Consider the following 24,036-nt stretch of genomic DNA (forward strand, 5'->3'; position numbering starts at 1 on the left):
CTCCGCGCTCCGGGCCGCACTCCGCGCTCCGGCCGCACTCCGCACCCGGGCGACACTCCGCGCCACACCCCCGCAGTCCGCGCCGCATCCCGCGCCCGCGGTTGGGGTCAGGCGGGTTCGCCGGAGCGGAGGCGGGTGAGCCAGGCGGCGCTGTCGGCGAAGTCGGTGTTGGTGAGGCCGGGCTGGGAGGGCAGGGGTTCCTCGCGGGCCTTCTTGGACCAGCGGTGCTTGGGGTAGGAACCGAGGAAGCGCACCTCCGAGCAGATGCGGCGCAGGCCTTGGAGTGCCTCGCCGAGCCGGGGTTCGGCGACGTGCCCCGTGCAGTCGAGGAAGAAGACGTAGACGCCGAGTTGCTCGCCGGTGGGGCGGGACTCGATGCGGGACAGGTTGATGCCCCGGACGGCGAGTTCGGTGAGGACCGAGAGCAGCGCGCCCACCCGGTCGTGATCGATCATCAGGGCCAGCGAGGTCACGTCGTCGCCGGTCGGCGGGGCCGGCGGGGCGGGCCGGGACAGCAGTGCGAACCGCGTCACCGCGTCCGCACGGTCGGCGATCTTCTCGGCGAGCACGGTGAGGTTGTTCCGGGGAACCCCGATGGGCGCGCAGATGGCAGCGTCGAAGTCCCCCGCGGCGGCGGCCAGCGCAGCGGCGGCGTTGGAGAGGACGTCGACGATCACGGCGTCGGGCATGTTCGCTTGCAGCCAGCCCCGGCACTGCGCGGAAGCCTGCGGGTGCGCGGCCACGGCCCGCACCGAGGCGAGTGGGGTCAGCGACGCCGAAGCCAGCACGAATTCGACCGGCAGCACCACCTCCCGCGTGATCACGAGTGGCGACCCGGTGCCCAGCTCATCAAGGGTGACCGGCACAGCCCCGCCGACGGAATTCTCCAATGGCACCAGCGCAGCGTCAGCATCCCCGACCCGCACAGCCTCCAGCGCCTCGGGCACGCTGCGCGCGGGTGTCCGCACGGCATGCTCGGCTGCGGGGATCGTCCGCAGGGCCTGCTCGGTGAAGGTGCCCTCAGGCCCGAGATAGACAAAACGCGTGGGCGGGTTTCCGGGCATCCCCCCACCCTATGACCAACACCCGATCAAGCCCCGCAGGCCCGTACGCGGATGCCGATCGGTGCCTGGGTCTGAACCTCGTTACTGCACACGTCGGCCCCGGCCTCGATGAGCTTGAGCGCAGCCGGCAGGCCCGTGGTGACCACGGCAAGCGGCTCGTACTCATCCTCGGCGTCGTCCGCCACGATCTCCATCACCGAGAATTGCCAGTTACCTGAGCAAAACGGCCCGGTGGTGACCTTCAGCGGCTCGTCCGGGATGCCAGGCGTGCCTTCGACAACGGCGATCAGCTGCTGAGCGCTGGGACCACCGGTGCATTTCGGCGCCGGTGACGGCCCCTGCGTGGTCGGCGTCGGCGTCGGAGTGGTCGTCGTAGTCGGAACGACAACCGGCGGCGTGTAGAGCGGCGGCGTGTAGAGCGGCGGCGTAATCACCGGATTGGTCGGCACCACGCCCGGATACGTCGCCCCACCCGTCGGCACCCCACCGAGCGGCGGAACCGACAACGAGGACGAGGGAACCGGCACCGAGGCACCCGAGATCGGCGGCGCCGTCCTCGGCGGTTCCGGAGGCTCCCCACAGGCGCCCAAAAACGCCAGCACGCCGATAACCGGCAGGACACTCACGCCCGCCCGACGAACCACACCGTGGAGCACGGCCCCATATTAGGACGAGAACCGGATAGACAACCGTCTCAATTTGGCACCACCCCGAGCCCCACTCCGAGCCCCACCCCGAGCCCCGCCCTCATCAGGCGGAGGACAGCCGGCGGCCGGCAGCGGGCAGTGGTCAGGCGGCGACGCGGTGGCCGGCGGCGGTGAGGGTGGCGATGGCTTCGCTGAGGCGGACCTGGGGGACCAGGATGTAATCCGTGTCGTACGTCGAGAACGCGACGATGTTCACGCGGGCGTCGGCCAGCGGGACGGCCAGCGAGGCGAGCACCCCCGTGAGCGCGAGATCGAGCGGCCCGACCACCCGGAGACACCGCCACGCTGCCTCGGCGATCGCACCGGGCGGCACCCGGTCGGTCGGGCAGATGATGGAGAGCTCGTCGGGGGCCCAGGTCACCGAGATGACGGTTTTGTTGTTCGGCCCGCTGCTGAGGGAGGCGGGCAGGGCGGATCCGGCGGGTAGCCGGGACACCGCGTACTCCTCGGGTAGCAGATCTAGGTCGAGCATGATGGTGACACTACGGTCCGAACCCTGTTAACCCCAATGGGTGACCGGTGCGTTCATCGCCACACGAATGGCTGACGGGTTCCGGGTCAGTAGCGGATCGCCGAGAAAAACGTGAGCGTGGCGATCACGCGCCCGTTCTCCAGCAGCGGGGTGGCGATCGCGTCCACGGTGACGTGACGCTCGTCTCCCAGGGGCTGGATGCGCATGAGGCCGCGCGCCAGCCGCTCGGAGGAGAGCGCCAGTAACGGCGGGATCTTCTCCCGCTCCTGGTCGCTCAGGTCGCCGCCGCCGGCGGTGAAGTCGATGAGCTGCAGAGCGCCCTCGCCGCCCAGTAGCGGCTTGCCCACGACCTCCGCGCCCTTACCCAGCCCGAGCAGCTCGCTGCCCGACGGGGAAACGGCCACGATGGTGGCGCCGACGTCAATGACCAGGCACGGCTCGACCGCCTGCCAGACCGTGGACGCCCACCGGTCGATGTTCGAGACGAACTCGGACTCGATCGGCGTACGCGCCTGGGGCACGAACGCTCCCGACAGCGAGAGCTCGACGTGCGCCACCCGCACCTCCCTGATCCCTGTTTGCCGCTGGACCGCACGAGACTCCGCGCCGGACCGACGGGCCGAGACGTGAGGTCTCGACCCTTCGAGTGTCCGGTCGGCGTCGCTCGCGTCAACCCTCTACGGCAAGCGGTGCACTGGGAGGAACGTTACCGGCGGGTCGCCCGCTTGTCAGCGGCCGTTTGGCCCCCCGGGTACCAGCGGTAGTCGCCCGCGGGTCGGTAGGGGGCATTTGCCCAGGTAGTGGGGTGTTGTGCCACGGCAGAAAGTTTGCTCGCCGTAGCGGGCGAGATTTTCGCCCCACCGGCGATCAGGAGCCGGTCGAGCTCCTTGTGGGTGGCGACGAGACAGTCCTTGGGCAGACCGTGGACGCTGATGACCCCGGAACCCACGAACGCGAGTACGGGTGTCACGGGCACGGTCAGCCCGACGGCGGCGCTCATTGCCCGTCCGGCGCGCTTGGCGTCGCGGCGGGACTCGGCTACGTACGCCGGGCGCTTCCCGTTGATTTGAACCACGTCTCCGGCGATGAGTACCCGGGCGCGGCCATGATCGGCAACGGTGACCGCGAACACACCGCCCGGGCCGATCGCGAGGAAGCCCGCACGATCGTCGCTCGGATCGTGGTCGTATCCCAGGGAGTCGGTGCGGGGCCAGTCGACGATGTGCCAGGCGGGCCCGAGGCGGTCGAGACGGGTCAGCGCGCGGCTGCCCGCTGCCTCGAGTCGACGGGCGTCTCGTTCGGCGCGACGTCGGCGCGCCCACTCGACGGGGCTAGGTCGAACCGGCTCGAGTTCCGTGCGTGGTGCGCCTCGATGTGGTTCGAGTGTGGTTGACGGTGCGGAGCGGTGCGGGGCGGGCAGGGCTGGGCCTGCGGGGTAGACAGTCACTGCGACCTCCGGCAAAAGGTCCATCGGGCTCTCTTGTCACTACGGTACGTGTTTAACCCGGTACCCAAGCAAGACATTGGGCGGGAAAGAAAGCGGAATGACTGGGGATGAATGCCGCATTCACGCACAAGGTGTTTTTCCGTATGGTGCATCACGCGACCTAGGGCTCCCCTGGAATCCAAAACGTCCTCCGCCAAGTTAGCGTGCCCTTAGCGGTTACGCAGCCGTGTCTCGGATCTTGGCGCTACGTCACAGGACCGATGCGGACAGTAGGTGACAAAAGCCGGGAGCGCCAGGGCAGACCGCTGCCGCGACGCGCTGAAAACACTCGATCGAGGCCTTACAGTCAGGCTCGTGCCTCCTTTTGTAGACAGTGAAGTGGGCCGCCTGGCCACGGTCATGCTGCACCGCCCGGGCGCCGAGCTGGCGCGCCTGACCCCGAGGAACAACGACTCGCTGCTGTTTGACGCCATCCCATGGGTTGGGAGGGCGCAGGAGGAGCACGACGCTTTCGCCCAGGCGTTGCGCGACCGCGGCGTCGAGGTTCTCTATCTGGGCGAGCTGCTCAAGGAGACGCTGGAGAAGCCCGCGGCCAGGGCCGCGCTCACCGAGAGCGTCCTCGAGGACCCGCGGCTCGGCGACAACCTGCGGGGCCGGGTCAGTGCGCACCTGGCCGACCTCGACCCGCGTGACCTGGCCCAGGTGCTGATGGCCGGGCTGGCGCACGAGGAGCTCAAGCCGGGGCCGGGCAAGCCGGGCGGTCTGGTCTACGAGCTGATGGACCGGCACGACTTCGTCATCGATCCGCTGCCCAACCTGCTGTTCACCCGAGATTCTTCCGCATGGGTGCGCAACCAGGTCGCCGTCACCAGCCTCGCGATGCCCGCCCGCAACCGCGAGACGACGCTGACCAAGGCCATCTACAAGCACCACCCCCGATTCGCCGGCACCGAGCTGCTCTACAACCCGGGACTGGAGAATGTGGAGGGTGGCGACATCCTGCTTCTCGCCCCGAACGTCCTGGCGATCGGCGTGGGAGAGCGCACCACCGCGGCGGGGGCCGAGCGACTGGCGCGGCGGGTCTTCGCGGCCGGCCTCGCGCACACGATCCTGGTCGTGCCGATCGCGCAGGAACGCGCCACCATGCATCTCGACACCGTCTGCACGATGGTCGACGTGGATGCGGTGGTGATGTATCCGAACATCGCTGACGCGCTCCGGGCGTACCCCGTGACTGCGGGTTTTGATGGTGAACCGAAGGTGGGGGCGGCGCGGCCGTTCCTGGACGCGGCGGCCGAGGCGATGGGCATCGACCGGTTGCGGATCATCGACACCGGGCTCGACCCCGTGACGGCCGAGCGGGAGCAGTGGGACGACGGCAACAACACGCTGGCGATCGCGCCCCGCGTCTGTGTCGCGTACGAACGCAATGTCGAGACCAACGCCCAGCTGGAGCGGGCCGGCATCGAGGTCATCGCGATCAGCGGATCGGAGCTGGGCTCGGGACGCGGCGGCCCGCGCTGCATGTCCTGCCCCATCGAGCGCACGCCGGGCTGACAGAGCCGGGGACGCACCCACTGTGGAGCGTCCCCGGCGAAAATCAGCGCAGCGTCAGCTGTCGCCCTACGAGGCCCTGCTTGGCGCGTCGAGCGGCACCGTCGAGCGGCCCGGTCTCGGCGAGGGTGTCGGCGTAGCGCTTCGCGAAGTCGGCGAGGGCGGCCTCCCACTCGCCGGCCTCCGGCTCGCCCGGCACATCCCAGACCGGGACCAGCAGGCCGTGTGCGCGGAACATGCCGGCGAACTTGGTGTCCTCGCCGAGCAGCAGATCACCGGCGGCGGAGAGGCGGGCCAGGGCGTCCAGCGCCGCGTCCTCCTGCTCCGGCAGGACCCAGCGCACGTGTGCCTTGTCGGGCACGCGGGTCCAGTACGCCGCGTGCGCCGCGGCCATGCGCACGGTCGGGTAGATCGAGGCGTTGGCCCGTTCGAGCGACGCCTTCACGTTCGGGTCCTCGGCCTGCTGGGCGTCCAGCCAGTATTCGAAGCCCTCGTGCATGGTGATGTCGAGCGGGCCGTCCACGAGGATGTCCTGCAGGCGCACACCCTCACCCGGCAGCGACGGCACGGAGACGGTCTCGCCGGGCTCGGTCTGCAACGCGCGCAGGATCGCCACGGCGATGTCCCGGGACACGTCGCCGGACTGGACGTGACGCTGCAGGCCGACGAAGACGCGGCCGTCGGCGCGGGTCATCGCGGGCCACGCCATGGGCAGCACGGTGGAGAGGGTGACCTCGCGGTCGCCGTACTCCTCGATCACTTCCGGTTTGAGGGTCAGCGGCGCCGAGGCGGCCGGGACCAGCTCACGCATCGCGATCCACTCGGTCTCGTCGGCCAGGCCCTCGAACGGCCGGGCCACGAAGATGTCGCGGACCTTCTCGCGCTTGGGTGCCGCGTCGGCTGCGGCTCGGGGGTTCTTTCGACGCTTGCTCACGACGAACCACCCTATCGGTTCCGCCCCTACGCGCGGGGGAACCTCACTTCTGCGACGGTGCCGCCTCCGTCGCGGGGGCGCAGCGAGACCCAGCCGTGCTGGCGCTCCACGATCCGGCGGACGAGGTAGAGGCCGAGCCCGGCGCCCGGGTTGCGGCCGGTGCTGTCCGGGTCGCCCTGCCAGTAGCGCTCGAAGGCCAGCTCGACGTGCTCCGGCTTGACCCCGACGCCCCGGTCGGCGACCCGGAACGTCACGGTGGCGTCGTCGGCCTGGGCGGTGACGGTCACCTCGGTCTCGGCCGGGGAGTATTTGTCGGCGTTGGTGGAGAGCTCGGTGAGGATCGTGGCCAGCGACTCGCGGTCGCCGAACGCCTTGGGCAGCTCGGCGGGCAGGTCATCCAGCACGAGCCGGCCGCGGAGGTTGCCGGGGAGCTCCGCGGCGCTCACCCGGATGGCTTCCACCAGGTCGAACGGGCCGGGTGGTGAACCCGTCGTCTCGCCGTCGTCGCTGGTCGCGGCGAGCAGCCGGTCGACCAGGCGGGCCAGCTCGCCGGCCCGCGCGCCGATCACGCGGACCGCCTCGTGGCGCCCGTCCTCACCGAGGGAATCCCAATGGTTGGTGAGCGTGTCCGCATAACCCTTGATGACCGTGACCGGGGTACGCAGCTCATGGCTGGTCACCGCAACGAAGAGATCGCGGTCCTCCTGCCGGCGCTGGCTGGCGGCCGCGTCACGGTGCAGCACCGCCGCTTTCGGGTCGTCGCCGCCGCGCGCGCCGTAGAGGTGGCCGACGTTCGCGGCGAGCATCTCCAGCACGGCGTGGTGCTCCGGGCCGGGCCGGGGATCCTCGGCGGCGTAGTAGACGTGCAGCGAGCCGACGACGAGCCCGACCGTCTCGCAGCGGGCGCCCAGGACGTCGTGCAGGCCCGGCTCGTCGACGTTGCGGGAGAACTCGTCATGCATGGAGTCGAGGGTGATGTGCCGGGCCCGGCGGTCGGGGAGCAGACCCGCGTCCTCGCGGTCCACCCGGCGGCCCAGGGCGCTCTCGCAGGCACCGCTCGCGGCGATGACACGGCCGTGGCCGGGCCGGTATTCGGCGAAGCCCGCACCGCGTGCGCGCAGGACCTGCTGGGCGAGCCGGACGATCTGATTGAGCACGGCCAGGCCGGTCTCGCCCGCGCTGACCCGATCGAGGAGCGTGATCTGCCCCCGCGTCAGAGCGGTGTAGTCGGGTCGATCCGGCATGTCTGCGAGTCTGCCTCGTATCCGGCCTTTTGGGCAGGGCGACACCTGTGGATCTTGACGATAATTCCGGTGGAAGTGGCGGTTGTCACACTGATGGTGCGCTATTCAACCGATCGATCACGAAGCGTGGTCGATCGCTGATGATCCCGTCGATGCCCTGGCTGAGCACAAGATCGAGGTCGGGCTCCTCGTTCACCGTCCAGACATAGGTCTGATGGCCCGCCGCCTGAAAGTTTCGGATCAGCGTGGGCCGCGAGCGGACCAGGGAGATCCCCGGGCCGGCGATCCGGGCACCGAAGGGAAGTCGTCCGCGGCTCACCCCGGGTGGCGGGATCTCCAGCAGATAGACGGTCGGCAGGGCCGGTGCCAGCGCGCGGATGCGGCGCAGCGCGAGGGCGGCGAACGACATCACCGTCACGTGCAGCGGGTCGCCCGCCACGGGCTCCGCGAGATCGAACTTACGGAGCATCTCGACGAGCCGGCGCTCGACCTCGGCGCCGTACCGTGACGGATGTTTGGTTTCGATGAGTAACCGGACGGGACGGCCGTAATCACGCAGAACGGTGAGTAACCGGTCGAGCGTCAGCAGCCTGAGGTGGTCCGGCGGCAGCTCCCCGGCCCCGGCGTGCCACGAGCCGAAGTCGAGCTCCTCCAGCTCGGCCAGGGTCTTCGTGCTGACCAGGCCGGTGCCGTTGGAGGTGCGGTTGAGCCGGCGGTCGTGCACGCAGACGAGATGCCCGTCGCGGGTCAGCCGCACGTCGCATTCCACACCGTCGGCACCGTCGTCGAGTGCGCGCAGGTATGCCGCGAGCGTGTGCTCCGGCAATGCGTCAGCCCCGCCACGGTGGGCGAAGACGAAAGGGCGCCCGGTGGTCACAGCACGCGGGCCGGCTGACCGTTCTCGCTGACCACGTCGCGCCCGTCGGCGGACCACGCCTGCATGCCGCCGTCGAGGTTGCGAACGTTGTCCCAGCCGTTGCCCATGAGATAGGAAACGACCTGACCGGAGCGCCCGCCGGAGCGGCAGACCACCACGACCTCGGCGTCGGTCGGGATCTCGGCGATCCGGGCCGGCACCTCCATCATCGGCAGGTGGTGGGCGTCGGGTGCGTGACCCGCCGCCCATTCATCGGGCTCGCGCACGTCGAGCAGATAGGCCGAGGGCTCGACCTGAGTGGGTGTCACGCTGGGTACCTGAGGTCCGAACACGATTCCAGCCTAGAGCTACTTCTCGTTCGCCACGACGTCCGGGTTCGCCAGGATGAACTGAGAGAGTTTGTCCTGCTTGACGGCCTTGTACATTTCCATGCTCTTCGGCGTGATCGACTCACGCTGGTTCTCGTTGCCCGCGAACGTGCCGTTGTTGGTACGCAGCAGCACCATGTCGTTCGCCGCGACGCCCTTGAGCCCGAACATGAAGTCCGTGACCTTGACGTCGCCGGTGTCGAGCACGAACGCGTCGCCCGCCGCCTTGATCAGGTTGTTGACCTTGACCGGGTTGGTGAGCACGCCACTGTTCGCGGCCTTCTTGGCGATCGCCTTGATGAGCTGCTGCTGGTGCCGCTGACGGTCGTAGTCGCCGTTCTTCAGGCCGTAGCGCTGCCGGGCGTAGTCGAGTGCCTGCCAGCCCTCCAGGTCCTGGCAGCCCTTCTCGTACCAGATGTCCTTGTGCGTGCCGGCCGTCTTACGGGCGTCGGCGAGGTAGAGCGGCTTGCCGTCGACCAGCTGGATGTGATGCGACTTGACCCGCTGGTCGACACACATGCGTACGCCGTCCAGCGCGTCGATGATGCTCTTGAACCCGTTGAAGTCGATGATCGCGGCGCCGTCGAACGTCATCCCGGTGTTGGCCTTGATGGTCTGCGCCATCAGCTGGGCGCCACCGGCCCACCCGCCACCGTTCTGGGCGCCGTGGAAGAACACCTCGGTCGCCTTGGCGACGCCGCCGGCGTATTTGGCCTTGGGGAACGCCGGAACCTGCATCTCGGTGTCCCGGGGGATCGACACGAGGTACGCCTGGTCGTGGCTGGCCGGGATGTGCAGCGCGATGATCGTGTCGGAGCGCAGGTCGTCGACGGCCCACCGCTTACGGGCGTCGACACCCATGAGCAGGATGTCGACCGCGCCCTTGATGTCGCCGCCGCCCTCGGCCCCGGTCTTCTGGTTGCCGCCGAGCAGGTTCTCCTGGGTGACGGCGTTGCTCGCGCTGCTGACGAGCCACTTGGTGCCCGCGACACCGGCCCCGCTGGCGATCATGAGCACCGCGCCGAACGTAACGGTGAGCTTCGCCCAGAGCGGATCCTTGCGCTTGCGGCCCTTCTTCGGCGATTTGGGCATCGGTCCCGAAGGGTGATCGCGAGTGGGGTTCCCGTCCTTGTCCAACGCCGGTCGACGGCCGGTGGTGTGGACGGACATGCGCGCTCCAAGCTCTTCGGGGCAATGGCGGGTGTCACTGTACGTTCAACTGTCATCTCTGGCGAGGTCTTGCCGGTTTCAAGTCAATGACACGCATTGTTAATGCAAGGGTGCGGGTGGCGTTATCCGCCGACCCGCACCCTTTGACTGTTTCTGGGGCGTCAGCTCTTGTTCGCTGCCATCCATTCGGTCATCTTGTCGGAAGCGACCGCCTTGTAGAGGACGAGTGCCTTCTCCCGGTCCGCGACGACGACGCTCTGCCCCGAGATCGTCTCGCTGCCCTTGTTGGGGCTCGTGATGAAGGTGAGGTTCTCGCCGCGCAGGCTGCGGAACTGCACCGCCATGTCGGTGAGCGAGAAGTCCTGGTCCGCCGTGACGGCCTTGGTGACCGACTTGAGGAAGTCGTTGAGCTTGCTGGGGTTGCTCAGCGTGCCGCCACTGGCAGCCTTGTCCATCAGCGCCTTCAGGAACTCCTGCTGGTGACGCATCCGGTCGAAGTCGCCGCGGGGGAACTGCTTGCGCTGACGGATCCAGTCCAGCGCCTGCTCGCCGTTCATGTGCATGGTGCCCTTGACGAACTTGCGGTGCGGCTTGTGGATCGACGTGATGGTCTGGTCCACCTTGAGGTCCACGCCGCCGAGCGCGTCGGTGACCTCCTTGAAGCCACCGAAGTCGATCGCCAGCACGTGGTCCAGGTGCACGTCGGTCATGCACTCGACCGTCCGCACCGCCCGGGGCAGCCCGCCGAACGCGAACGCCGCGTTGATCTTGGCCCGGCTGCCGCTGTCACACGCCGCGTCGTTGGCCGACGGAATGTTGACCCACAGGTCGCGCGGGATCGAGATCAGCTGCGCGGACTTATGGTCCGCGGGGATGTGCATGAGGATCAGCGTGTCCGCGCGCCATGCGTTCGTCGTGTCCTTGGCGGCGTCCGGGTCCCGGGAGTCGCTGCCGACCAGCAGGACGTTGAGCGCGCCGTCCACCGTCTTGGCCGGGCGGCCGTTGGTGAGCTCGGAGAACGCGTCGGTGCGCTTGAGGTCGTCGTTGAGGCCGTTTGCGTACCCATAGAGCGAAATGCCCGCGATGATGCCGGCTACGATCAGGACAGCGCCCGCCACCAGGGCGATGCGGCCCCACTTCGGCTTGCGCTTGCCCTTGTACGGCCGTCCTGCGGGACTTCCACCCGGCCCGCGCGGCGGACCGCCGGGTCCGCTGGGGCCACCGGGGCCGGAGCCACGCGGCGGCCAGTCCCCGTCGCCGGAGGGGCGGCTGGACGGCGCGCCATAGGAAGGGCCGCCGCCGGAAGACCGGCCGCTGCCGTACGCCGGCGCGGCTGAGCCGACCCGACCGGAGGAGCCGGGCACCGCGGAACGATCCATGGCGCCCGGAATACCCACCGAGCCCGGCACTGAAGCCCGACCGGCCGGGCCACCCCAAGGGGACGAATTCGCAGACATGAGAACAGATTACGAGTACGGGACCAGCTGAACCCTCTATCGGCACGGGGTGGCACGAAGGTGGGAGACAATTACTGTTCGTGCAACGTTCACTACGGTGCTGAACTACTCAGCAGCCGAAGATCCCGCGAAGAAGTCGATCGTGCGGCGCAGACCGTCCTCGGGACCGACCTGCGGCTCGTATCCGAGCAGCGTGCGAGCCAGCGTGAGATCGGGGCGGCGCTTCTCCGGGTCGTCGGAGGTGCGCTCGACCAGCTCGATCCGCGAGTCGCTGCCGGCGAGCTTCACGATCAGCTCGGCGAGCTCCAGCATCGTCAGCTCATGCTCGGTGCCGCAGTTGATCGGGCCGGTCTCGCTCGAGTCGAGCAGCAGCAGGATGCCGCGGACCAGATCGTCGACGTACGTGATCGACCGCGTCTGCGAGCCGGTGCCGTGCACGGTCAGCGGGGTGCCCCGCAGCGCCTGGCTGATGAACGTCGGGATGGCCCGCCCGTCATCCGGGCGCATCCGCGGACCGTACGTGTTGAAGATCCGCACGATGGCGGTGTCGAGCCCGTGAAAGCGGTGGAACGCCATGGTGGCCGCCTCGGAGAACCGCTTCGCCTCGTCGTAGACGGCCCGGACGCCGATCGGGTTGACGTTGCCCCAGTAGCTCTCCGGCTGCGGGTGCACCGCCGGGTCGCCGTACGCCTCGGACGTCGACGCCATCAGGAACCGCGCCGAGTCGGCGACTGCCCGCTCGAGCAGCGCCAGCGTGCCGGCCGAACCCACCTTGAGGATCTCGACGGGCAGCTTCGCGAAGTCGGTGGGGCTGGCGGGCGACGCCATGTGCAGGATCGCGTCGAACCGCTCGGTCAGCGCGGCGTCGGCGGGCAGCCCCTCGGCGAGGTCTCCCTCGACGAGCGTGAATCGCGGCTCGGCGGCGAGGTGGGCGACGTTGTCGCGGCTGCCCGTGACGAAATTGTCGACGGCGACAACCGTGCAACCCCGCGCGAGCAGCGCATCGACGACGTGCGACGGCACGAAGCCGGCCCCGCCGCTGACCAGAATCCGATGTCCCTCGCCGAACCGCTGCTGCACTGACATGAGAGCAACCTTAGCGAGCGGGGCCGACGGGTGAGGTGCCCGTCGGCCCCTGCGCAAATTAGTGCGCTCCGTGTCCGGTCAGTGACCGAACTTCCAGCTCGGCGTACTTCTCCGGGTCGGTCTCCTTGGAGATGACCGTGCCGATCCAGCCGCAGAGGAAGCCGATCGGGATCGAGATGATGCCCGGGTTGTTGAGCGGGAAGAAGTGCCAGTCGCTGTCCGGGAACATCGCCGTGGGCGAGCCGGAGACGACGGGCGAGAAGAAGACCAGCACGACCGCGGCGATGAGGCCGCCGTAGATCGACCACAGCGCCCCGGAGGTGTTGAACCGCCGCCAGAACAGGCTGTAGATGATCGCCGGGAGGTTGGCCGAGGCTGCCACCGCGAACGCGAGCGCCACCAGGAACGCGACGTTCAGGCTCTGGGCGAAGATCGACAGGACGATCGCCACCGCGCCGATGACGAACGCCGAGATCCGGGCGACCCGCACCTCGTCACGTTCGCCGGCGTTGCCCCGCTTGATCACGCTGGCGTAGAAGTCGTGCGCCACGCTCGACGAGGAGGCCAGGGTGAGCCCCGCGACGACCGCGAGGATCGTGGCGAACGCGACCGCCGCGATGATCGCCAGCAGGATCGCGCCGCCGGTGGCGCCGCCCAGGTAGTCGATGCCGAGCGCCTGAGCCAGCTGCGGTGCCGCCGTGTTGCCGGCCTTGTCCTGCGCCGTGATCGCCTTGCCGCCCACCAGGGCTGCCGCGCCGAAGCCCAGCGCCAGGGTGAACAGGTAGAACGTGCCGATGATGCCGATGGCCCAGAGCACGCTCTTGCGGGCGACCCGAGCCGTCGGGACGGTGTAGAAGCGGGTCAGGATGTGCGGCAGACCGGCCGTGCCCAGGACCAGCGCGATGCCCAGCGAGAGCAGGTCCATCTTGCTGTAGAACGTGGCGGACCCGCTGGCCGACTCGACGCCGTACCGGAGCCCCGGTTCCAGGAAAGCCTCCCCCTTGCCGGACTGCGCCGCGGCGTCGCCGAGCAGGGTGGAGAGGTTGAACTTGTAGTGCGCCAGCACCAGGATCGTCATCACCAGTGCGCCGGTCATCAGCAGGAACGCCTTGACGATCTGGACGTAGGTGGTGCCCTTCATGCCACCGACGACCACGTAGACGATCATCAGCGCGCCGACCAGGATGATCGTGGCGACCTTGGCGGTGTCGGCGTCCATGCCCAGGAACGTCGTGCCGGGCTTGATACCGAGCAGCAGGGACACGAGCGCGCCGGCGCCGACCATCTGCGCGATCAGGTAGAAGATCGAAACCACGATCGTCGAGACCGAGGCAGCCGTACGCACGGGGCGCTGACGCATCCGGAACGCCAGCACGTCGGCCATCGTGTAGCGGCCCGAGTTCCGCAGGAACTCCGCGACCAGCAGCAGCGCGACGAGCCATGCCACCAGGAAGCCGATGGAGTAGAGGAAGCCGTCGTAGCCGTAGAGCGCGATGAGCCCGGCGATGCCCAGGAACGAAGCAGCCGACATGTAGTCGCCGCCGATCGCGAGGCCGTTCTGGAACCCGGTGAACTGGCGGCCGCCGGCGTAGAAGTCGGTGGCCGTCTTCGTCTGCCGGCTGGCCCAGATGGTGATCGCCAGCGTGATGGCGACGAAGATCAGGAAGAGCGTGATCGTGAGGGGACGGCTGGATGCGGACTCGGCCGCGACGATGTTCAGCATCAGTGGGCCGCCTCGTCGAGCTCGGCCTTGATCTTGTCGGCGGTCGGGTCCAGCTCCCTGGCGGCGTACCGCGAGTAGTACCAGGCGATCAGGAACGTCGTCAGGAACTGCAGCAGGCCGAAGAGCAGCGCGATGTTGATGTGGCCGACGATCTTGACCGACATGAACCCGCGGGCATATGCCGAGAGCAGGACGTAGAGCGCGTACCAGAGGAAGAACGCGATCGTCATCGGGAAGACGAAGTTGCGCAGCTTGCGGCGTAGCCCTGCGAATTCCGCGGAACGTTGTACCTCGAGATATTTTTCGCTGGATGTCGCTTCGGTTGTCACGTCGTCACCACCTTCGTGGGGCCGGATGAGGGGTATCACCGGCACCGTACGAAGGTGAGGAGGCCGTCACGGACCGTTGGTCGACGGTTGCGCCGAGCGGCGGACGGCTTGCGCTTACCGGTCGAGCGAGCGGTAACGCCCACGAAAGTGCAGAAGTGGTACGCCAGCAGCGTCCCCGATCACGACCCGCTCAACGGTCGCCTCGACCAGCAGCGCCCACCCGTACTCCCGTTCGGCATCGAGCCGGCACCCCGCCCAGCTCCCGGCATCGCGCGGCACCGGCCCGAACTCGGTCTCCACCCAGTCCCCGGCTGCGAACAATCCGCCCGGCGCCGGCATCAGCCCGGCGAACTTGTCGGCCAGCTGCTGGTCATCGGGCCCGAGCGGGGTCACCGCGAAGCGCCGCGCAACCGATACGGCGTCCCAGAAGTCGCTCTCCTCATCGACCAACCCCAGCACCCGCCCGGGATCCCCGTCAGCGACGAGCATCGACGACACGGTCAGCCCGGCCGGCCCAGGCGCGGTCCACAGCGTGACGGGCGCGGCCAGCCGCCCCCGGAGCCGACGCACGGCCGACTTGTCCTGCTCCGGAGTGGCGAACGGGTCGGTGGAGTGGATGTGCCCGCCGTTTTCAGGTTTCACGGGAAACATTCTGCCGCCGCAGCAGCACGAATGCGGCGGCGAGGGCGATCCACGCCGGTGCGATCGCCAGATCGACGGTCCGCGCGACGGCAAGATTCGCGAACAGGCCGCGCATGAGAGATCCGGCCGATGCGGTCGTACTGCTCGGGCCCGTCCGTCGTCATTGGACTCAGTTAACCGTCGGTCATGCCGGCCAAACCCGGGTAAGCTGGCCGTCATGAGCGCGTGTGTGCAGAGCTGGCGTCCGTCCTAGGGACGGATACCAACCCGCGCGCTCGGGCCGTCCCATCGGACGGCCCTTTTTCGTTTCTTCAGGGCCGTCCCCGGCCCTGGTTTCCCCAGGGCTGTCCACCACCCTGAAGGAGACACGATGAACTCGCTCGAAGACCGGATCGAAGCCGCACCGCAGGACTTCCGGGTGCTCACCGGGGACCGCCCGACCGGCCCGCTGCACCTCGGCCATTACTTCGGGACCCTGCGCAATCGGGTACGACTACAGCGCCGCGGCGTCGACATGATCGTGATCGTGGCGGACTACCAGGTGCTGACCGACCGCGACGTGGCCGAGCGCCTCGGCGAAACCGTCGACGGGCTGCTCCTGGACTACCTCGCCGCGGGGCTGGATCCCGACGCGACGACCATCTTCACGCACAGCGCCGTGCCCGCGCTCAACCAGCTGCTGCTGCCGTTCCTGAGCCTGGTCAGCGTCCCCGAGCTGCAGCGCAACCCGACGGTGAAGGACGAGATCCAGCACTCGCGGCAGAGCTCGGTGAGCGGGCTGATGTTCACCTACCCGGTGCATCAGGCCGCCGACATCCTGTTCTGCAAGGGCAACCTCGTGCCGGTCGGGCAGGACCAGATGCCGCACATCGAGGTGACCCGGACGGTGGCCCGGCGTTTCAACGAGCGTTACGGCCCGGTCTTTCCGGTGCCCGAGGGACTGCTCAGCATTGCGCCCGTGCTGCCCGGCACGGACGGCAGGAAGATGAGCAAGAGCCGCGGCAACGCGATCGCGCTCTCCTCGACCCCCGACGAGACCGCCCGGCTGATCAGGAGCGCCACCACGGACTCCGACCGGAAGATCAGCTACGACCCGGAACGCCGGCCAGGAGTGTCCGGGCTCGTGCAGCTTGCCGCGTTGTGCCTGGACAGGGAGCCGGACGAGGTGGCGGCGGAGATCGAGGACGCGGGGTCGGCGGCGTTGAAGCGGACCGTCACGGAGGCGGTGAACGAGTTCCTGGCGCCGATGCGGGAGCGGCGGGCGGCGTACGCACAGGATCTCGGTTTTGTCCGTGATCTGCTGCGTCGCGGGAACGCCCGCGCGAACGAGCTGGCGGATCAGACGCTGCAGGAGGTGCGCGTGGCCATGGGGACCGTTTACTGACTGCCCGCGCTGACCGTGGCCAGGAGCTCGGGCATGCGGTCGTCCAGCATCGGGGCGGCAAGGCGCAGACCGAGGACTAAGCCGCCGGCACCGTACGCGATCCCGACCGGCAGTCCGATCCACAGCCACACGTCACCGAGCAGCCACGCGCCGATCTGCAGCGGTGCGGTGGCGATCGTCGCGCCGATCAGGGCGGCAAAGCTGAGCAGGCCCTTCGCCGTGCCGCCGCCCGAGGACATGGCGAACGGGCTGGTGGAGTCGGGCAGGGCGTAGGCGGCCCGGACGGAGATCGGCATGGCCACCGCGAGGGCCACGCCGTACGCCGCGAGCACCGTCCCGATCAGGGCGGGAGCCGCCGCGCCCCGGCCCGGCACGACGCTTGCGATCACCGAGATCACCAGCAGGGGCGGGAGGACGTACACAGACAGGCCCGTCGCTCGGGCGGCCAGCTCGACCCGCCCCGGAACCCCGGCCACGACGTTGGCCGCGTAGGCGCTGCCCTCGAAGCCGAACTGGTTGGTCAGGCTGACCGCGGCGAGGGCGGCCACGAACACCAGCACGGCCCCGGAGGCGCCGGCGGGTCCACCGCTGACCGCGACCAGGACGGGCAGGAAGAGGGCGACGGCGACGAACGAGATGAGGGTCGCGCGCCGCCGCGTCTCGCGCCACCAGTAGCGCATCTCGCGGCCCGCCAGCGCACCGAACCGGTTGCGTGGCAGCCAGCGCGGCACGAGCTGGGCGACGGGCGTGAGCTGGGACGCGGTCCGCTCCCGGGACCCGCTCTTCGCCCCGAGCATCGCTTTCTCCAGCGAGCCCGACCACCACCACAGCAAAAGCGCGATGGTCGCGGCAACAACCACAATCTTGATGGGTACGGCCCACAGCCGGCCCGTCGCGACATCGAGGCCCATGCTGTACGGCGCCCCGAGCGGCGTCCACGCGAGCACATCGACCACATGCCCGATGCCCTGCCAGTCGGCCCGTTCGATCGCCGAACGCAGTCCGAGCTGTAGCGGGCCGAGCAGGGCAGCGCTACCGGCGAGCGCCACGGTGGCCAGGTCCCGGGACCGCCGGCTGCGCAACGCGGTCGCGAATGCGCTGGTCACGGCGCGGCTCAGCGCGGCGCAGAGCAGGATCCCGCCGATCAGGCCGACGAGCTCGACCGTTGCCGCGAAGAAGCCGCCCAGCATCGCCGCGGCGTGGACCATGCCCAGCGTGGCCGCGAACGTGGCGATCGCCGGCACGCCGACCAGCGAGGCCGCGAACAGGCCCCGGACCAGCGTCACGTGGCGCAGGGGGAGCAGGGCGAACCGGGCGGGATCCAGCGACTCGTCCACCCCGAAGATGATCAACGGCAGGAACAGCCAGCCCAGGACGACGGCGCTGCCCGCCAGCGGGAACACGACCTCGGCGGCCCGTTGCTCGCCGAGCACGCCGATGACGCTGAACAGGGCGTACCCGGAGACCGCGGCCGCTGCTGCCATCACGGCGCCGATCACGAAGAGGGCCACCCGCTGGGTGCGCCCGCGCAGGCCGTTGGCGAGAAGGCGGAGCTTGAGACGTACGAAGTAACGCGCGCTCACAGCCACGAAAGCTCCGAGCCGGTTGCCGTACGCCCACCGACGACCTCGACGAACACGTCCTCGAGCGACCGGTCGCCGCGCACCTCGTCGAGCGTGCCCCGTACCCGGATCCGCCCGTCCGCCATGATCGCCACGTGGCTGCAGAGCCGCTCGACCACCGTCATCACATGGCTGGAGAAGACGACGGTGCCGCCGCCCGCGACATACCGCTGCAGGATCCCGCGGATCAGCGCCGCCGACACCGGGTCGACCGCCTCGAACGGCTCGTCCAGCACGAGCAGCCGCGGGGCGTGCAGCAGCGCGCAGGCCAGCCCGATCTTCTTCTTCATGCCGGCCGAGTAGTCGACCACGAGGGTCCGGTTACCCGCACCGAGCTGCAGCACGTCCATCAACTCGACGCTGCGCTGGTCGACCACCGTCGGGTCCATCCCGCGCAGCAGGCCCTGGTACGCGAGCAGCTCGGTGCCGGTCAGCCGATCGAAGAGGCGTACGCCGTCGGGGAGCACGCCGATTCTCGACTTCGCGGCGATCGGGTCGGCCCAAACGTCGTACCCGAGGATCCGGGCCTGACCGAGATCGGGCCGCAGCAGGCCGACCGCCATGGAGAGGGTCGTGGTCTTGCCCGCGCCGTTCGGGCCCAGCAGGCCGAAAAACGAACCCGCGGGCACATCCAGATCTATTCCGGCAACCGCGACTTTTGCCTCGAATTGCTTGACCAGCCCGCGCAGGGCGAGCGCCGGATCGGGGCTCCTGCGCTGTTCGGGGACGGTCATGCCCCCGAACTTAACGGTTGGTTACCCCGGCGGGATACCCCGTGACCTCGGTTTGTCTACTCAGCCGATTCGTTCGATCACAGCGCGTCGAATGAGGAATTTGCCGGATTCGCGAACTTGCTCGAAGGCTGCGTCATTGAGCAGGACGCAACTTCCGGAGGGGGTGGCGACCTTCACGGTGATGCTCTTGTTGTTGTCCAGGTTGGTGACCCGGAGTGTGGTGCCGATCGGGAAGGTGCCGCTGGACGCGGCCGGTGCTCCCGCTTCGCCGGAAAGCGTGACGGTGCTGCCCTTGCAAACGACGTCGCCGGCGCCCGTGTTTTCCGCCGGGGCCTTGGTCGGGGCTTTCGTGGGGGCTTTCGTGGGGGCTTTCGTAGTTTTTGTGGGGGCCGCTGTCGGCGCTTTTACCGGGGGTGCCACCGCTTGGACGTTCCCGGTGCAGCCCGCGACGACCCGGCGCTGGTTGATCAGGTCGACGACGGCCTGGCGATTGGCGATCCGGGCGTCGGAGAGCGCATCCGGATTCGCCTTCTGGTCGGCGATGAAACTCAGGTTGTTCTGCAGCGCGGTGTCCAGGCCGTTGCAGTTCTCGCCGGCACTGCTGACGCCCGTGCTGATCGCGAACGCGCCACCCGCGAGGGCCGCGGCGGTAATACCGATCAACACCTTGCGGGTACGCCCGGACGTCCTGCTCCAGCTGCTGGTCCTGCGTTTCATGCCGCCGCTCCTTCGCGCCTCGGGGTTCGCGCATTGGTACGGAGCACGGGTATCAAGGGGTTCAGGAAACTAACCTTAAAGATATTTAACCTGGCAACCGCAGCGATTCCGGGGCATGCAGCCGGAGCATCGTCGCGCCGATATCCGCGGGAATCCTGCGCTTGGTCAGCAGCGACCCGACCACCATGACCACGAATGCGAGCGGCACCGTCCACGCGGCAGGCTGCTCCACCAACTGGGCGAACCACCCGTGCAACGGCGGCCCCATAACCGTGACCAGCACCGCCGCCATCGCCGCACCACCCCCCGCGACAATTCCGGCCGCCGCCCCCACATCGGTCAGCCCCCGCCACCAGATCCCGAGCACCAGCAACGGGCAGAAACTCGACGCCGCCACCGCGAAAGCGAGCCCCACCACGCGCGACACATCCATGTTCGCCACATACAACGACAGCGTCATCGGCACAATCGCGGCCAGTACGGTGGCGAGGCGGAAATCGCGTACGGTTTTGTGAGTCGAGTGCAGAACGTCCGTGAAGACCACCCCGGCCACGCTGGTGAGCAGCCCCGACGAGGTGGAGAGGAACGCCGCGAGCGCCCCGGCGGTCACCAGCGCACCGAGCAATTGCCCGAGATGCCCACTCCCGAGCGCGGCTTCCGGCAGCAGCAACACCACCGCATCGGTCTGCCCGGTCATCAGCAGCTGCGGCGTATAAACCCGCCCGAGCACGCCGTAAAGGGTCGGCAGCAGATAAAAAGCGCCCACCATGGCAAGCACAACAAGCGTCGTGCGGCGCGCGGAAGCCCCGTCAGGGTTCGTATAGAACCGGACCAGCACGTGCGGCAGCCCCATGGTGCCGAGAAACGTCGCCAGAATCAGCGAATACGTGGAGAACAGGCTGGCATTCCCACCCGGTAACAGCCAGCCCAGCCCATCATTGCGGTCCACAGAACTCACCTGCGGCACCGGATCCCCCGCCGCGAAAGTCAGCTCGTCGCCCTTGTGGACGGTTCTGTTGTCATCGAGAACCGCATCCTGCTGCACCACCACGGTGGTCGCGGACGAAAACGCGGGGCCGGCAGGCGGGGTGACAGCCGGTCGCCCATCCGCCTGCCAGTGCAACAACAAAAAGACGACAGGTACGGCCAGAGCGGTCAACTTGAGCCAATACTGAAACGCCTGCACAAAGGTGATGGCCCGCATCCCGCCCAGTGCCACATTCGCCGTGACAACGAGGCCGACGAGCAGCGCCCCCCACTCGTACCGCCCCCCGGTCACCGTGGTGAACGTCAGCCCCGCCCCCTGCAACTGCGGCACGAGGTAGAGGCACCCGATGAAAACCACAAAAACCGTGGCCAGCCGGCGCAGAAACCCGGACCGCAGCCGCACCTCACAGAAGTCGGGCAGCGTGAACGCCCCCGACCGCCGCAACGGCGCAGCGACAAAGAGCAGCAGCGCGAGATACCCCGCCGCGAACCCGACCGGATACCACAACACGTCCACGCCGTACCGCAGAACCAGCCCGGCCACCCCGAGGAACGAAGCCGCCGAAAGATACTCGCCACTGATCGCCGCCGCATTCCAAGCCGGACTGACCGACCGCGAGGCCACGAGAAAATCCGACGTCGTCCGCGCAAACCGAAGCCCGTAGACCCCGATCCCCACCGTGATCAGAACAACGGCAACCAGCCCCGGAACCACGTACGGATTCACGCCTCAGGCCCGCGAATCACAGCGGTGAAATCCTGCTCGTTCCGCTCAGCCCACCGCACATACGCCCACCCGACCAGCACCAAAAACGGAAAAGCCAAAAACCCCAGCAGAACCCACGGCAAATTAACCCCCGCAACCTCCACCCGCCCCACAACCGGCGCCACCGCGAACAACAACGGCAACGCCCCCAACCCCGCCACCACCACAAGACTCAACCGGACCGCCAACGCCAACTGAGCCCGAACCAGCCCCTTGACCAGCGCCTCACCAATATCGGTCTGCTCAGCAAGCTCCACCCGAGCACTGTCAGCCCCCGGCCGCCGCCCAGCAGCCTCCCCCAGCACCACCCGAGTCCGAACCACCCGCCCCGGCACATCACCCATGCCCGGCAGTCTCGCCACCCTCCCCCCAAAGTCAAGCCCCCGAAGCCCCGGAAACTCCACCCCGGTCCCAGCGACTGCCCGCCATGACCGCCGCGATCTGGACTGAACCATCGAAAGCCGCGGTGAACATCGTCAGCGCGGCGATCACACAGAGCGCGACCAGCGCATAGAGAACCGTCCGGTCACCGAGCCCCCACATGCCGGCGGCCCCGAGAACTCCCGCAATCGCGATTGAGAATCTCCCCCCGGTCACGAGGGCCGCCCTGGCAACAGCGGAATGGTGATCCGGTGCCGGCTTCGGCGTTGGCTCCGGCCCGGTCGGCAGTGTGCTCACGTCGGTCTCCCATCGGGGCGAGCGACACAACGGCTCCGGCCCGGTTGGGTCGTCCGCCCGCTGAACCGCATCGCGATGTACCGGAGCCAATTCTCCGGTCCACCGAACCGCGCATGGAGTCGTACCCATTGACCGACAAAGCCCACTCAGCCTGTGCCGCAACGTCTTGACCTGCCGAAACGATGACCGCGACCCGCCTCGCGGGCCCACACAGGGGTGGTAGGAAACGGGTCGCTTGTCGTCCCCAATGGGGACAGACTGGCGCCATTCAGCGACTCCGCCACGATTTACACCGATCCAGCTGTCGTCGCCCGGTGAGCTGCACGACGACAAGGGCTACGACTGTCCGGCCTGCCGGTGCCTGCAGTGGATCACCCCCGGGTGCCGGCGCCTGGCCCGCTGCTACGAAACCAGGAGTTCCCACTTCACAGCGGCCGGGACAGCGCGGTCAGCGGCCGTAGTAGTCCGGGCACGGCGTGGTTGACCAGTTCGCGGGGTTGGCTGCGAGGAGGGAACGGGCCTTCTGGCGGGCGAGGTTGAAGGTTCGCCAGTCGTCGCGGTTGTTCTCCAGGTCCAGGGCGATCGGCGTGAGGGCGCAGTCCCGGTCGGTGGGGGCGAGGCGGTTGAGGGCCGGGACCGCGTCCGGAGAGAGGGTGGAGAGGTAGTAGGTGTCGATGCGGTGGGTTTGTTCGTAGCGGGTGATGTTGCGGTCGGCGATGAGGTTGTCGGGGTTGGCGACGGCCAGGCCGAGGAGGGCGAGGACGCCGGCGGCGACGATGGCGTTGGGGAGCCAGGGGGCTTTGAGGCGGATGCCGGCGCCGAGGATGAGGAGGTAGACCACGCCGAGCCAGGCTTCGCAGAGGGGGACCAGCAGGCGCAGGCGGGTGAGGCCGTACGTGTCGGCGTAGAGGTCCATGCGGTGCAGGGCGGAGCCGACGATGACGAGGCTGAGCAGGGCCAGGGCGCCGAGGATGACGCGGATGAGGGTGCGGTCGGTGGGGGTGTCGCGGGGGGCCCAGCGGACTGCGGCTGCCAGAACGAGCAGGGTGAGGCCGGTGACGACGAGGAGTTGCCAGAAGCCGCCGCGGGCGTAGTCGGCGTAGGTGAGGTTGTCGGTTTCGAGGACGTGCTGGGAGTTTCCGAAGAGGACGGTCAGCTGAACGCCGACGAACATCGTGAAGAGCAGGACGAGCAGGGTCAGCGGGATCGCCCATTCGAGGCGGGCCACCCGGCGGGGGCCGGCGTTGTCCAGGCCGGTGAGGTCGGGGGGTGCGGCGCGCAGGTAGGCGGCGCCGCCCAGGATGAGGGCCGCCACGATGAAGAGGAAGATCCAGAGGAAGACCGTGCCGGCGTCGAGGTCGGGGATCGCGGCTTCGACGATGCCGGCGAAGGCCGCGTCGGCGGAGGCGAAGAGCGCGCCGAAGACCAGCAGCAGCACCACGGAGACGCCGATGGTGGCGGCGAGGCGGAGCTGGGTGCCGTTGCGCCGGGCGGCTTTCATGCCGTGGCGGAACCAGGGCAGCGCGCGGAACCCGGCGAAGGGTGCCATGAACGCGGCGGTGGCCATGCCGCGGGCCGAACGTCCGCCGGCCACGGCCAGGGCGCCGGTCAGCAGCGCGGTGGCGAGGCAGAGCAGGAAGAGCCAGCCGGCGGCGCGGAACGTGCCCACCGCGAGCAGTGCCACGGTCGCGGCTGACCAGCCGAAACGCGCCCTGCCGAGACTGGGCGGCCGCCATGCGACGAGCGGGGACGGACCCTCGGCGGAGATCCTGTCAGGCACCGCGCGGGCGACGATCAGCGCGATGACGCCGGCGACAGCGGCGATGAACCAGCCGATGCCCGCCTCGTTGAGCGGGATGCTGAGCGCCGCGACCGCGGAGGCTGCCAGCACTGCCCAGGTGGCAGCCGGGGAGGCGGGCCGGCGCGGGCCCTGCCAACGCCGGCCCCAGAGTGAGAGGTCGGGCCAGGGTCCGTGCAGCGGGGCGATCGGCGACAGCGGAATGGGCCCGGGAGCACCGGGTGCTCTGGCGGCGGCCGGCGGCGGCAGTGGCGATTGCGGAGCGGTAATGGGCAT

25 protein-coding genes are annotated in these 24,036 nt (G+C 68.9%); 2 read left to right on the top strand and 23 right to left on the bottom strand.

Annotation, left to right across the window (positions count from 1 at the left end; genetic code table 11):
• Window positions 1–107: 107 nt before the first annotated feature.
• The 5 genes from pheA to Ahu01nite_RS16235 form a co-directional block, all read right to left on the bottom strand.
• Window positions 108–1,064 (bottom strand): prephenate dehydratase, encoded by a 957-nt coding sequence (gene pheA, locus Ahu01nite_RS16215; protein ID WP_203837356.1) that lies wholly within the window; start codon window positions 1,062–1,064, stop codon window positions 108–110.
• Between the two features lie 26 nt (window positions 1,065–1,090).
• Window positions 1,091–1,591, bottom strand: a complete 501-nt coding sequence (locus tag Ahu01nite_RS16220) for a hypothetical protein (RefSeq protein WP_203837357.1) — start codon at window positions 1,589–1,591, stop codon at window positions 1,091–1,093.
• A 262-nt stretch (window positions 1,592–1,853) separates the two neighbouring features.
• The gene (locus Ahu01nite_RS16225) at window positions 1,854–2,243 is read right to left on the bottom strand and encodes an ACT domain-containing protein (protein ID WP_203837358.1); all 390 of its coding nucleotides are present in this window, start codon (window positions 2,241–2,243) and stop codon (window positions 1,854–1,856) included.
• 86 nt (window positions 2,244–2,329) lie between these two features.
• Window positions 2,330–2,800 (bottom strand): hypothetical protein, encoded by a 471-nt coding sequence (locus tag Ahu01nite_RS16230; protein ID WP_203837359.1) that lies wholly within the window; start codon window positions 2,798–2,800, stop codon window positions 2,330–2,332.
• 149 nt (window positions 2,801–2,949) lie between these two features.
• Window positions 2,950–3,690, bottom strand: a complete 741-nt coding sequence (locus Ahu01nite_RS16235; protein WP_203837550.1) for a hypothetical protein — start codon at window positions 3,688–3,690, stop codon at window positions 2,950–2,952.
• 354 nt (window positions 3,691–4,044) lie between these two features.
• Here Ahu01nite_RS16235 and Ahu01nite_RS16240 point away from each other — a divergent pair, with 354 nt between their 5' ends.
• A complete protein-coding gene (locus Ahu01nite_RS16240) occupies window positions 4,045–5,247 on the top strand; it encodes an arginine deiminase (protein ID WP_203837360.1) in 1,203 nt (400 codons plus the stop codon).
• Between the two features lie 43 nt (window positions 5,248–5,290).
• Here Ahu01nite_RS16240 and Ahu01nite_RS16245 read toward each other — a convergent pair whose 3' ends face one another.
• The 11 genes from Ahu01nite_RS16245 to Ahu01nite_RS51370 form a co-directional block, all read right to left on the bottom strand.
• Window positions 5,291–6,178 (bottom strand): DUF5926 family protein, encoded by an 888-nt coding sequence (locus tag Ahu01nite_RS16245; protein ID WP_203837361.1) that lies wholly within the window; start codon window positions 6,176–6,178, stop codon window positions 5,291–5,293.
• A 26-nt stretch (window positions 6,179–6,204) separates the two neighbouring features.
• A complete protein-coding gene (locus tag Ahu01nite_RS16250) occupies window positions 6,205–7,422 on the bottom strand; it encodes a sensor histidine kinase (protein WP_203837362.1) in 1,218 nt (405 codons plus the stop codon).
• Window positions 7,423–7,507: 85 nt separating this feature from the next.
• Window positions 7,508–8,299: a glycerophosphodiester phosphodiesterase gene (locus Ahu01nite_RS16255; RefSeq protein WP_203837363.1), complete on the bottom strand. Its 792-nt coding sequence runs from the start codon at window positions 8,297–8,299 to the stop codon at window positions 7,508–7,510.
• The gene (locus Ahu01nite_RS16260; RefSeq protein WP_203837364.1) at window positions 8,296–8,631 is read right to left on the bottom strand and encodes a rhodanese-like domain-containing protein; all 336 of its coding nucleotides are present in this window, start codon (window positions 8,629–8,631) and stop codon (window positions 8,296–8,298) included. The genes Ahu01nite_RS16255 and Ahu01nite_RS16260 overlap by 4 nt, the downstream gene beginning before the upstream one ends.
• Before the next feature lie 15 nt (window positions 8,632–8,646).
• Complete coding sequence (locus Ahu01nite_RS16265) at window positions 8,647–9,759, bottom strand: LCP family protein (protein ID WP_239158890.1); 1,113 nt, start codon at window positions 9,757–9,759, stop codon at window positions 8,647–8,649.
• Between the two features lie 239 nt (window positions 9,760–9,998).
• On the bottom strand, window positions 9,999–11,294 hold the full coding sequence (locus Ahu01nite_RS16270; protein ID WP_239158891.1) for an LCP family protein: 1,296 nt from the start codon (window positions 11,292–11,294) through the stop codon (window positions 9,999–10,001).
• 105 nt (window positions 11,295–11,399) lie between these two features.
• On the bottom strand, window positions 11,400–12,380 hold the full coding sequence (locus Ahu01nite_RS16275; RefSeq protein ID WP_203837367.1) for an NAD-dependent epimerase/dehydratase family protein: 981 nt from the start codon (window positions 12,378–12,380) through the stop codon (window positions 11,400–11,402).
• A gap of 58 nt (window positions 12,381–12,438) precedes the next feature.
• Complete coding sequence (locus Ahu01nite_RS16280; protein ID WP_203837368.1) at window positions 12,439–14,103, bottom strand: monocarboxylic acid transporter; 1,665 nt, start codon at window positions 14,101–14,103, stop codon at window positions 12,439–12,441.
• The gene (locus tag Ahu01nite_RS16285; RefSeq protein ID WP_203837369.1) at window positions 14,103–14,432 is read right to left on the bottom strand and encodes a DUF485 domain-containing protein; all 330 of its coding nucleotides are present in this window, start codon (window positions 14,430–14,432) and stop codon (window positions 14,103–14,105) included. Before Ahu01nite_RS16285 ends, Ahu01nite_RS16280 begins: the two co-directional genes overlap by 1 nt.
• Before the next feature lie 114 nt (window positions 14,433–14,546).
• Entirely contained in the window at window positions 14,547–15,083 is a 537-nt protein-coding gene (locus Ahu01nite_RS16290) for a flavin reductase family protein (protein ID WP_203837370.1), read from the bottom strand.
• A complete protein-coding gene (locus tag Ahu01nite_RS51370; RefSeq protein ID WP_275411754.1) occupies window positions 15,064–15,189 on the bottom strand; it encodes a hypothetical protein in 126 nt (41 codons plus the stop codon). The genes Ahu01nite_RS16290 and Ahu01nite_RS51370 overlap by 20 nt, the downstream gene beginning before the upstream one ends.
• 255 nt (window positions 15,190–15,444) lie before the next feature.
• Between Ahu01nite_RS51370 and trpS the strand changes: the two genes are divergently transcribed.
• Window positions 15,445–16,458, top strand: a complete 1,014-nt coding sequence (gene trpS, locus Ahu01nite_RS16295) for a tryptophan--tRNA ligase (protein ID WP_203837371.1) — start codon at window positions 15,445–15,447, stop codon at window positions 16,456–16,458.
• Here the strand turns inward: trpS and Ahu01nite_RS16300 are convergent.
• The 7 genes from Ahu01nite_RS16300 to Ahu01nite_RS16330 form a co-directional block, all read right to left on the bottom strand.
• Window positions 16,452–18,041, bottom strand: coding sequence for an ABC transporter permease (locus tag Ahu01nite_RS16300; protein ID WP_203837551.1), 1,590 nt, complete (start codon window positions 18,039–18,041; stop codon window positions 16,452–16,454). The genes trpS and Ahu01nite_RS16300 overlap by 7 nt on opposite strands.
• Window positions 18,038–18,814, bottom strand: a complete 777-nt coding sequence (locus tag Ahu01nite_RS16305; RefSeq protein WP_203837372.1) for an ABC transporter ATP-binding protein — start codon at window positions 18,812–18,814, stop codon at window positions 18,038–18,040. The genes Ahu01nite_RS16300 and Ahu01nite_RS16305 overlap by 4 nt, the downstream gene beginning before the upstream one ends.
• A gap of 60 nt (window positions 18,815–18,874) precedes the next feature.
• Window positions 18,875–19,531, bottom strand: coding sequence for an SCO2207 family protein (locus Ahu01nite_RS16310; protein WP_203837373.1), 657 nt, complete (start codon window positions 19,529–19,531; stop codon window positions 18,875–18,877).
• Window positions 19,532–19,616: 85 nt separating this feature from the next.
• Complete coding sequence (locus Ahu01nite_RS16315; RefSeq protein ID WP_203837374.1) at window positions 19,617–21,245, bottom strand: sodium/solute symporter; 1,629 nt, start codon at window positions 21,243–21,245, stop codon at window positions 19,617–19,619.
• On the bottom strand, window positions 21,242–21,628 hold the full coding sequence (locus Ahu01nite_RS16320; protein WP_203837375.1) for a DUF485 domain-containing protein: 387 nt from the start codon (window positions 21,626–21,628) through the stop codon (window positions 21,242–21,244). Before Ahu01nite_RS16320 ends, Ahu01nite_RS16315 begins: the two co-directional genes overlap by 4 nt.
• A gap of 31 nt (window positions 21,629–21,659) precedes the next feature.
• Window positions 21,660–21,881, bottom strand: coding sequence for a hypothetical protein (locus Ahu01nite_RS16325; RefSeq protein WP_203837376.1), 222 nt, complete (start codon window positions 21,879–21,881; stop codon window positions 21,660–21,662).
• 529 nt (window positions 21,882–22,410) lie between these two features.
• Window positions 22,411–24,036, bottom strand: coding sequence for a DUF4153 domain-containing protein (locus tag Ahu01nite_RS16330; protein ID WP_203837377.1), 1,626 nt, complete (start codon window positions 24,034–24,036; stop codon window positions 22,411–22,413).

The sequence above is a fragment of the Winogradskya humida genome, from assembly GCF_016862215.1.
GTDB classification, from domain to species: Bacteria; Actinomycetota; Actinomycetes; order Mycobacteriales; family Micromonosporaceae; genus Actinoplanes; species Actinoplanes humidus.

Excerpts from the sequence above, each read along its gene's own strand:
- Ahu01nite_RS16305 (WP_203837372.1), bottom strand. The coding sequence starts at position 18,814 with ATGACCGTCCCCGAACAGCGCAGGAGCCCCGATCCGGCGCTCGCCCTG.
- Ahu01nite_RS16225 (WP_203837358.1), bottom strand. The coding sequence starts at position 2,243 with ATGCTCGACCTAGATCTGCTACCCGAGGAGTACGCGGTGTCCCGGCTA.
- Ahu01nite_RS16275 (WP_203837367.1), bottom strand. The coding sequence starts at position 12,380 with ATGTCAGTGCAGCAGCGGTTCGGCGAGGGACATCGGATTCTGGTCAGC.
- Ahu01nite_RS16265 (WP_239158890.1), bottom strand. The coding sequence starts at position 9,759 with ATGCCCAAATCGCCGAAGAAGGGCCGCAAGCGCAAGGATCCGCTCTGG.
- pheA (WP_203837356.1), bottom strand. The coding sequence starts at position 1,064 with ATGCCCGGAAACCCGCCCACGCGTTTTGTCTATCTCGGGCCTGAGGGC.
- Ahu01nite_RS16270 (WP_239158891.1), bottom strand. The coding sequence starts at position 11,294 with ATGTCTGCGAATTCGTCCCCTTGGGGTGGCCCGGCCGGTCGGGCTTCA.
- Ahu01nite_RS16330 (WP_203837377.1), bottom strand. The coding sequence starts at position 24,036 with ATGCCCATTACCGCTCCGCAATCGCCACTGCCGCCGCCGGCCGCCGCC.
- Ahu01nite_RS16320 (WP_203837375.1), bottom strand. The coding sequence starts at position 21,628 with ATGGGTGATGTGCCGGGGCGGGTGGTTCGGACTCGGGTGGTGCTGGGG.
- Ahu01nite_RS51370 (WP_275411754.1), bottom strand. The coding sequence starts at position 15,189 with ATGCGCGGCCTGTTCGCGAATCTTGCCGTCGCGCGGACCGTCGATCTG.
- Ahu01nite_RS16290 (WP_203837370.1), bottom strand. The coding sequence starts at position 15,083 with ATGTTTCCCGTGAAACCTGAAAACGGCGGGCACATCCACTCCACCGAC.
- Ahu01nite_RS16310 (WP_203837373.1), bottom strand. The coding sequence starts at position 19,531 with ATGAAACGCAGGACCAGCAGCTGGAGCAGGACGTCCGGGCGTACCCGC.
- trpS (WP_203837371.1), top strand. The coding sequence starts at position 15,445 with ATGAACTCGCTCGAAGACCGGATCGAAGCCGCACCGCAGGACTTCCGG.
- Ahu01nite_RS16250 (WP_203837362.1), bottom strand. The coding sequence starts at position 7,422 with ATGCCGGATCGACCCGACTACACCGCTCTGACGCGGGGGCAGATCACG.
- Ahu01nite_RS16280 (WP_203837368.1), bottom strand. The coding sequence starts at position 14,103 with ATGCTGAACATCGTCGCGGCCGAGTCCGCATCCAGCCGTCCCCTCACG.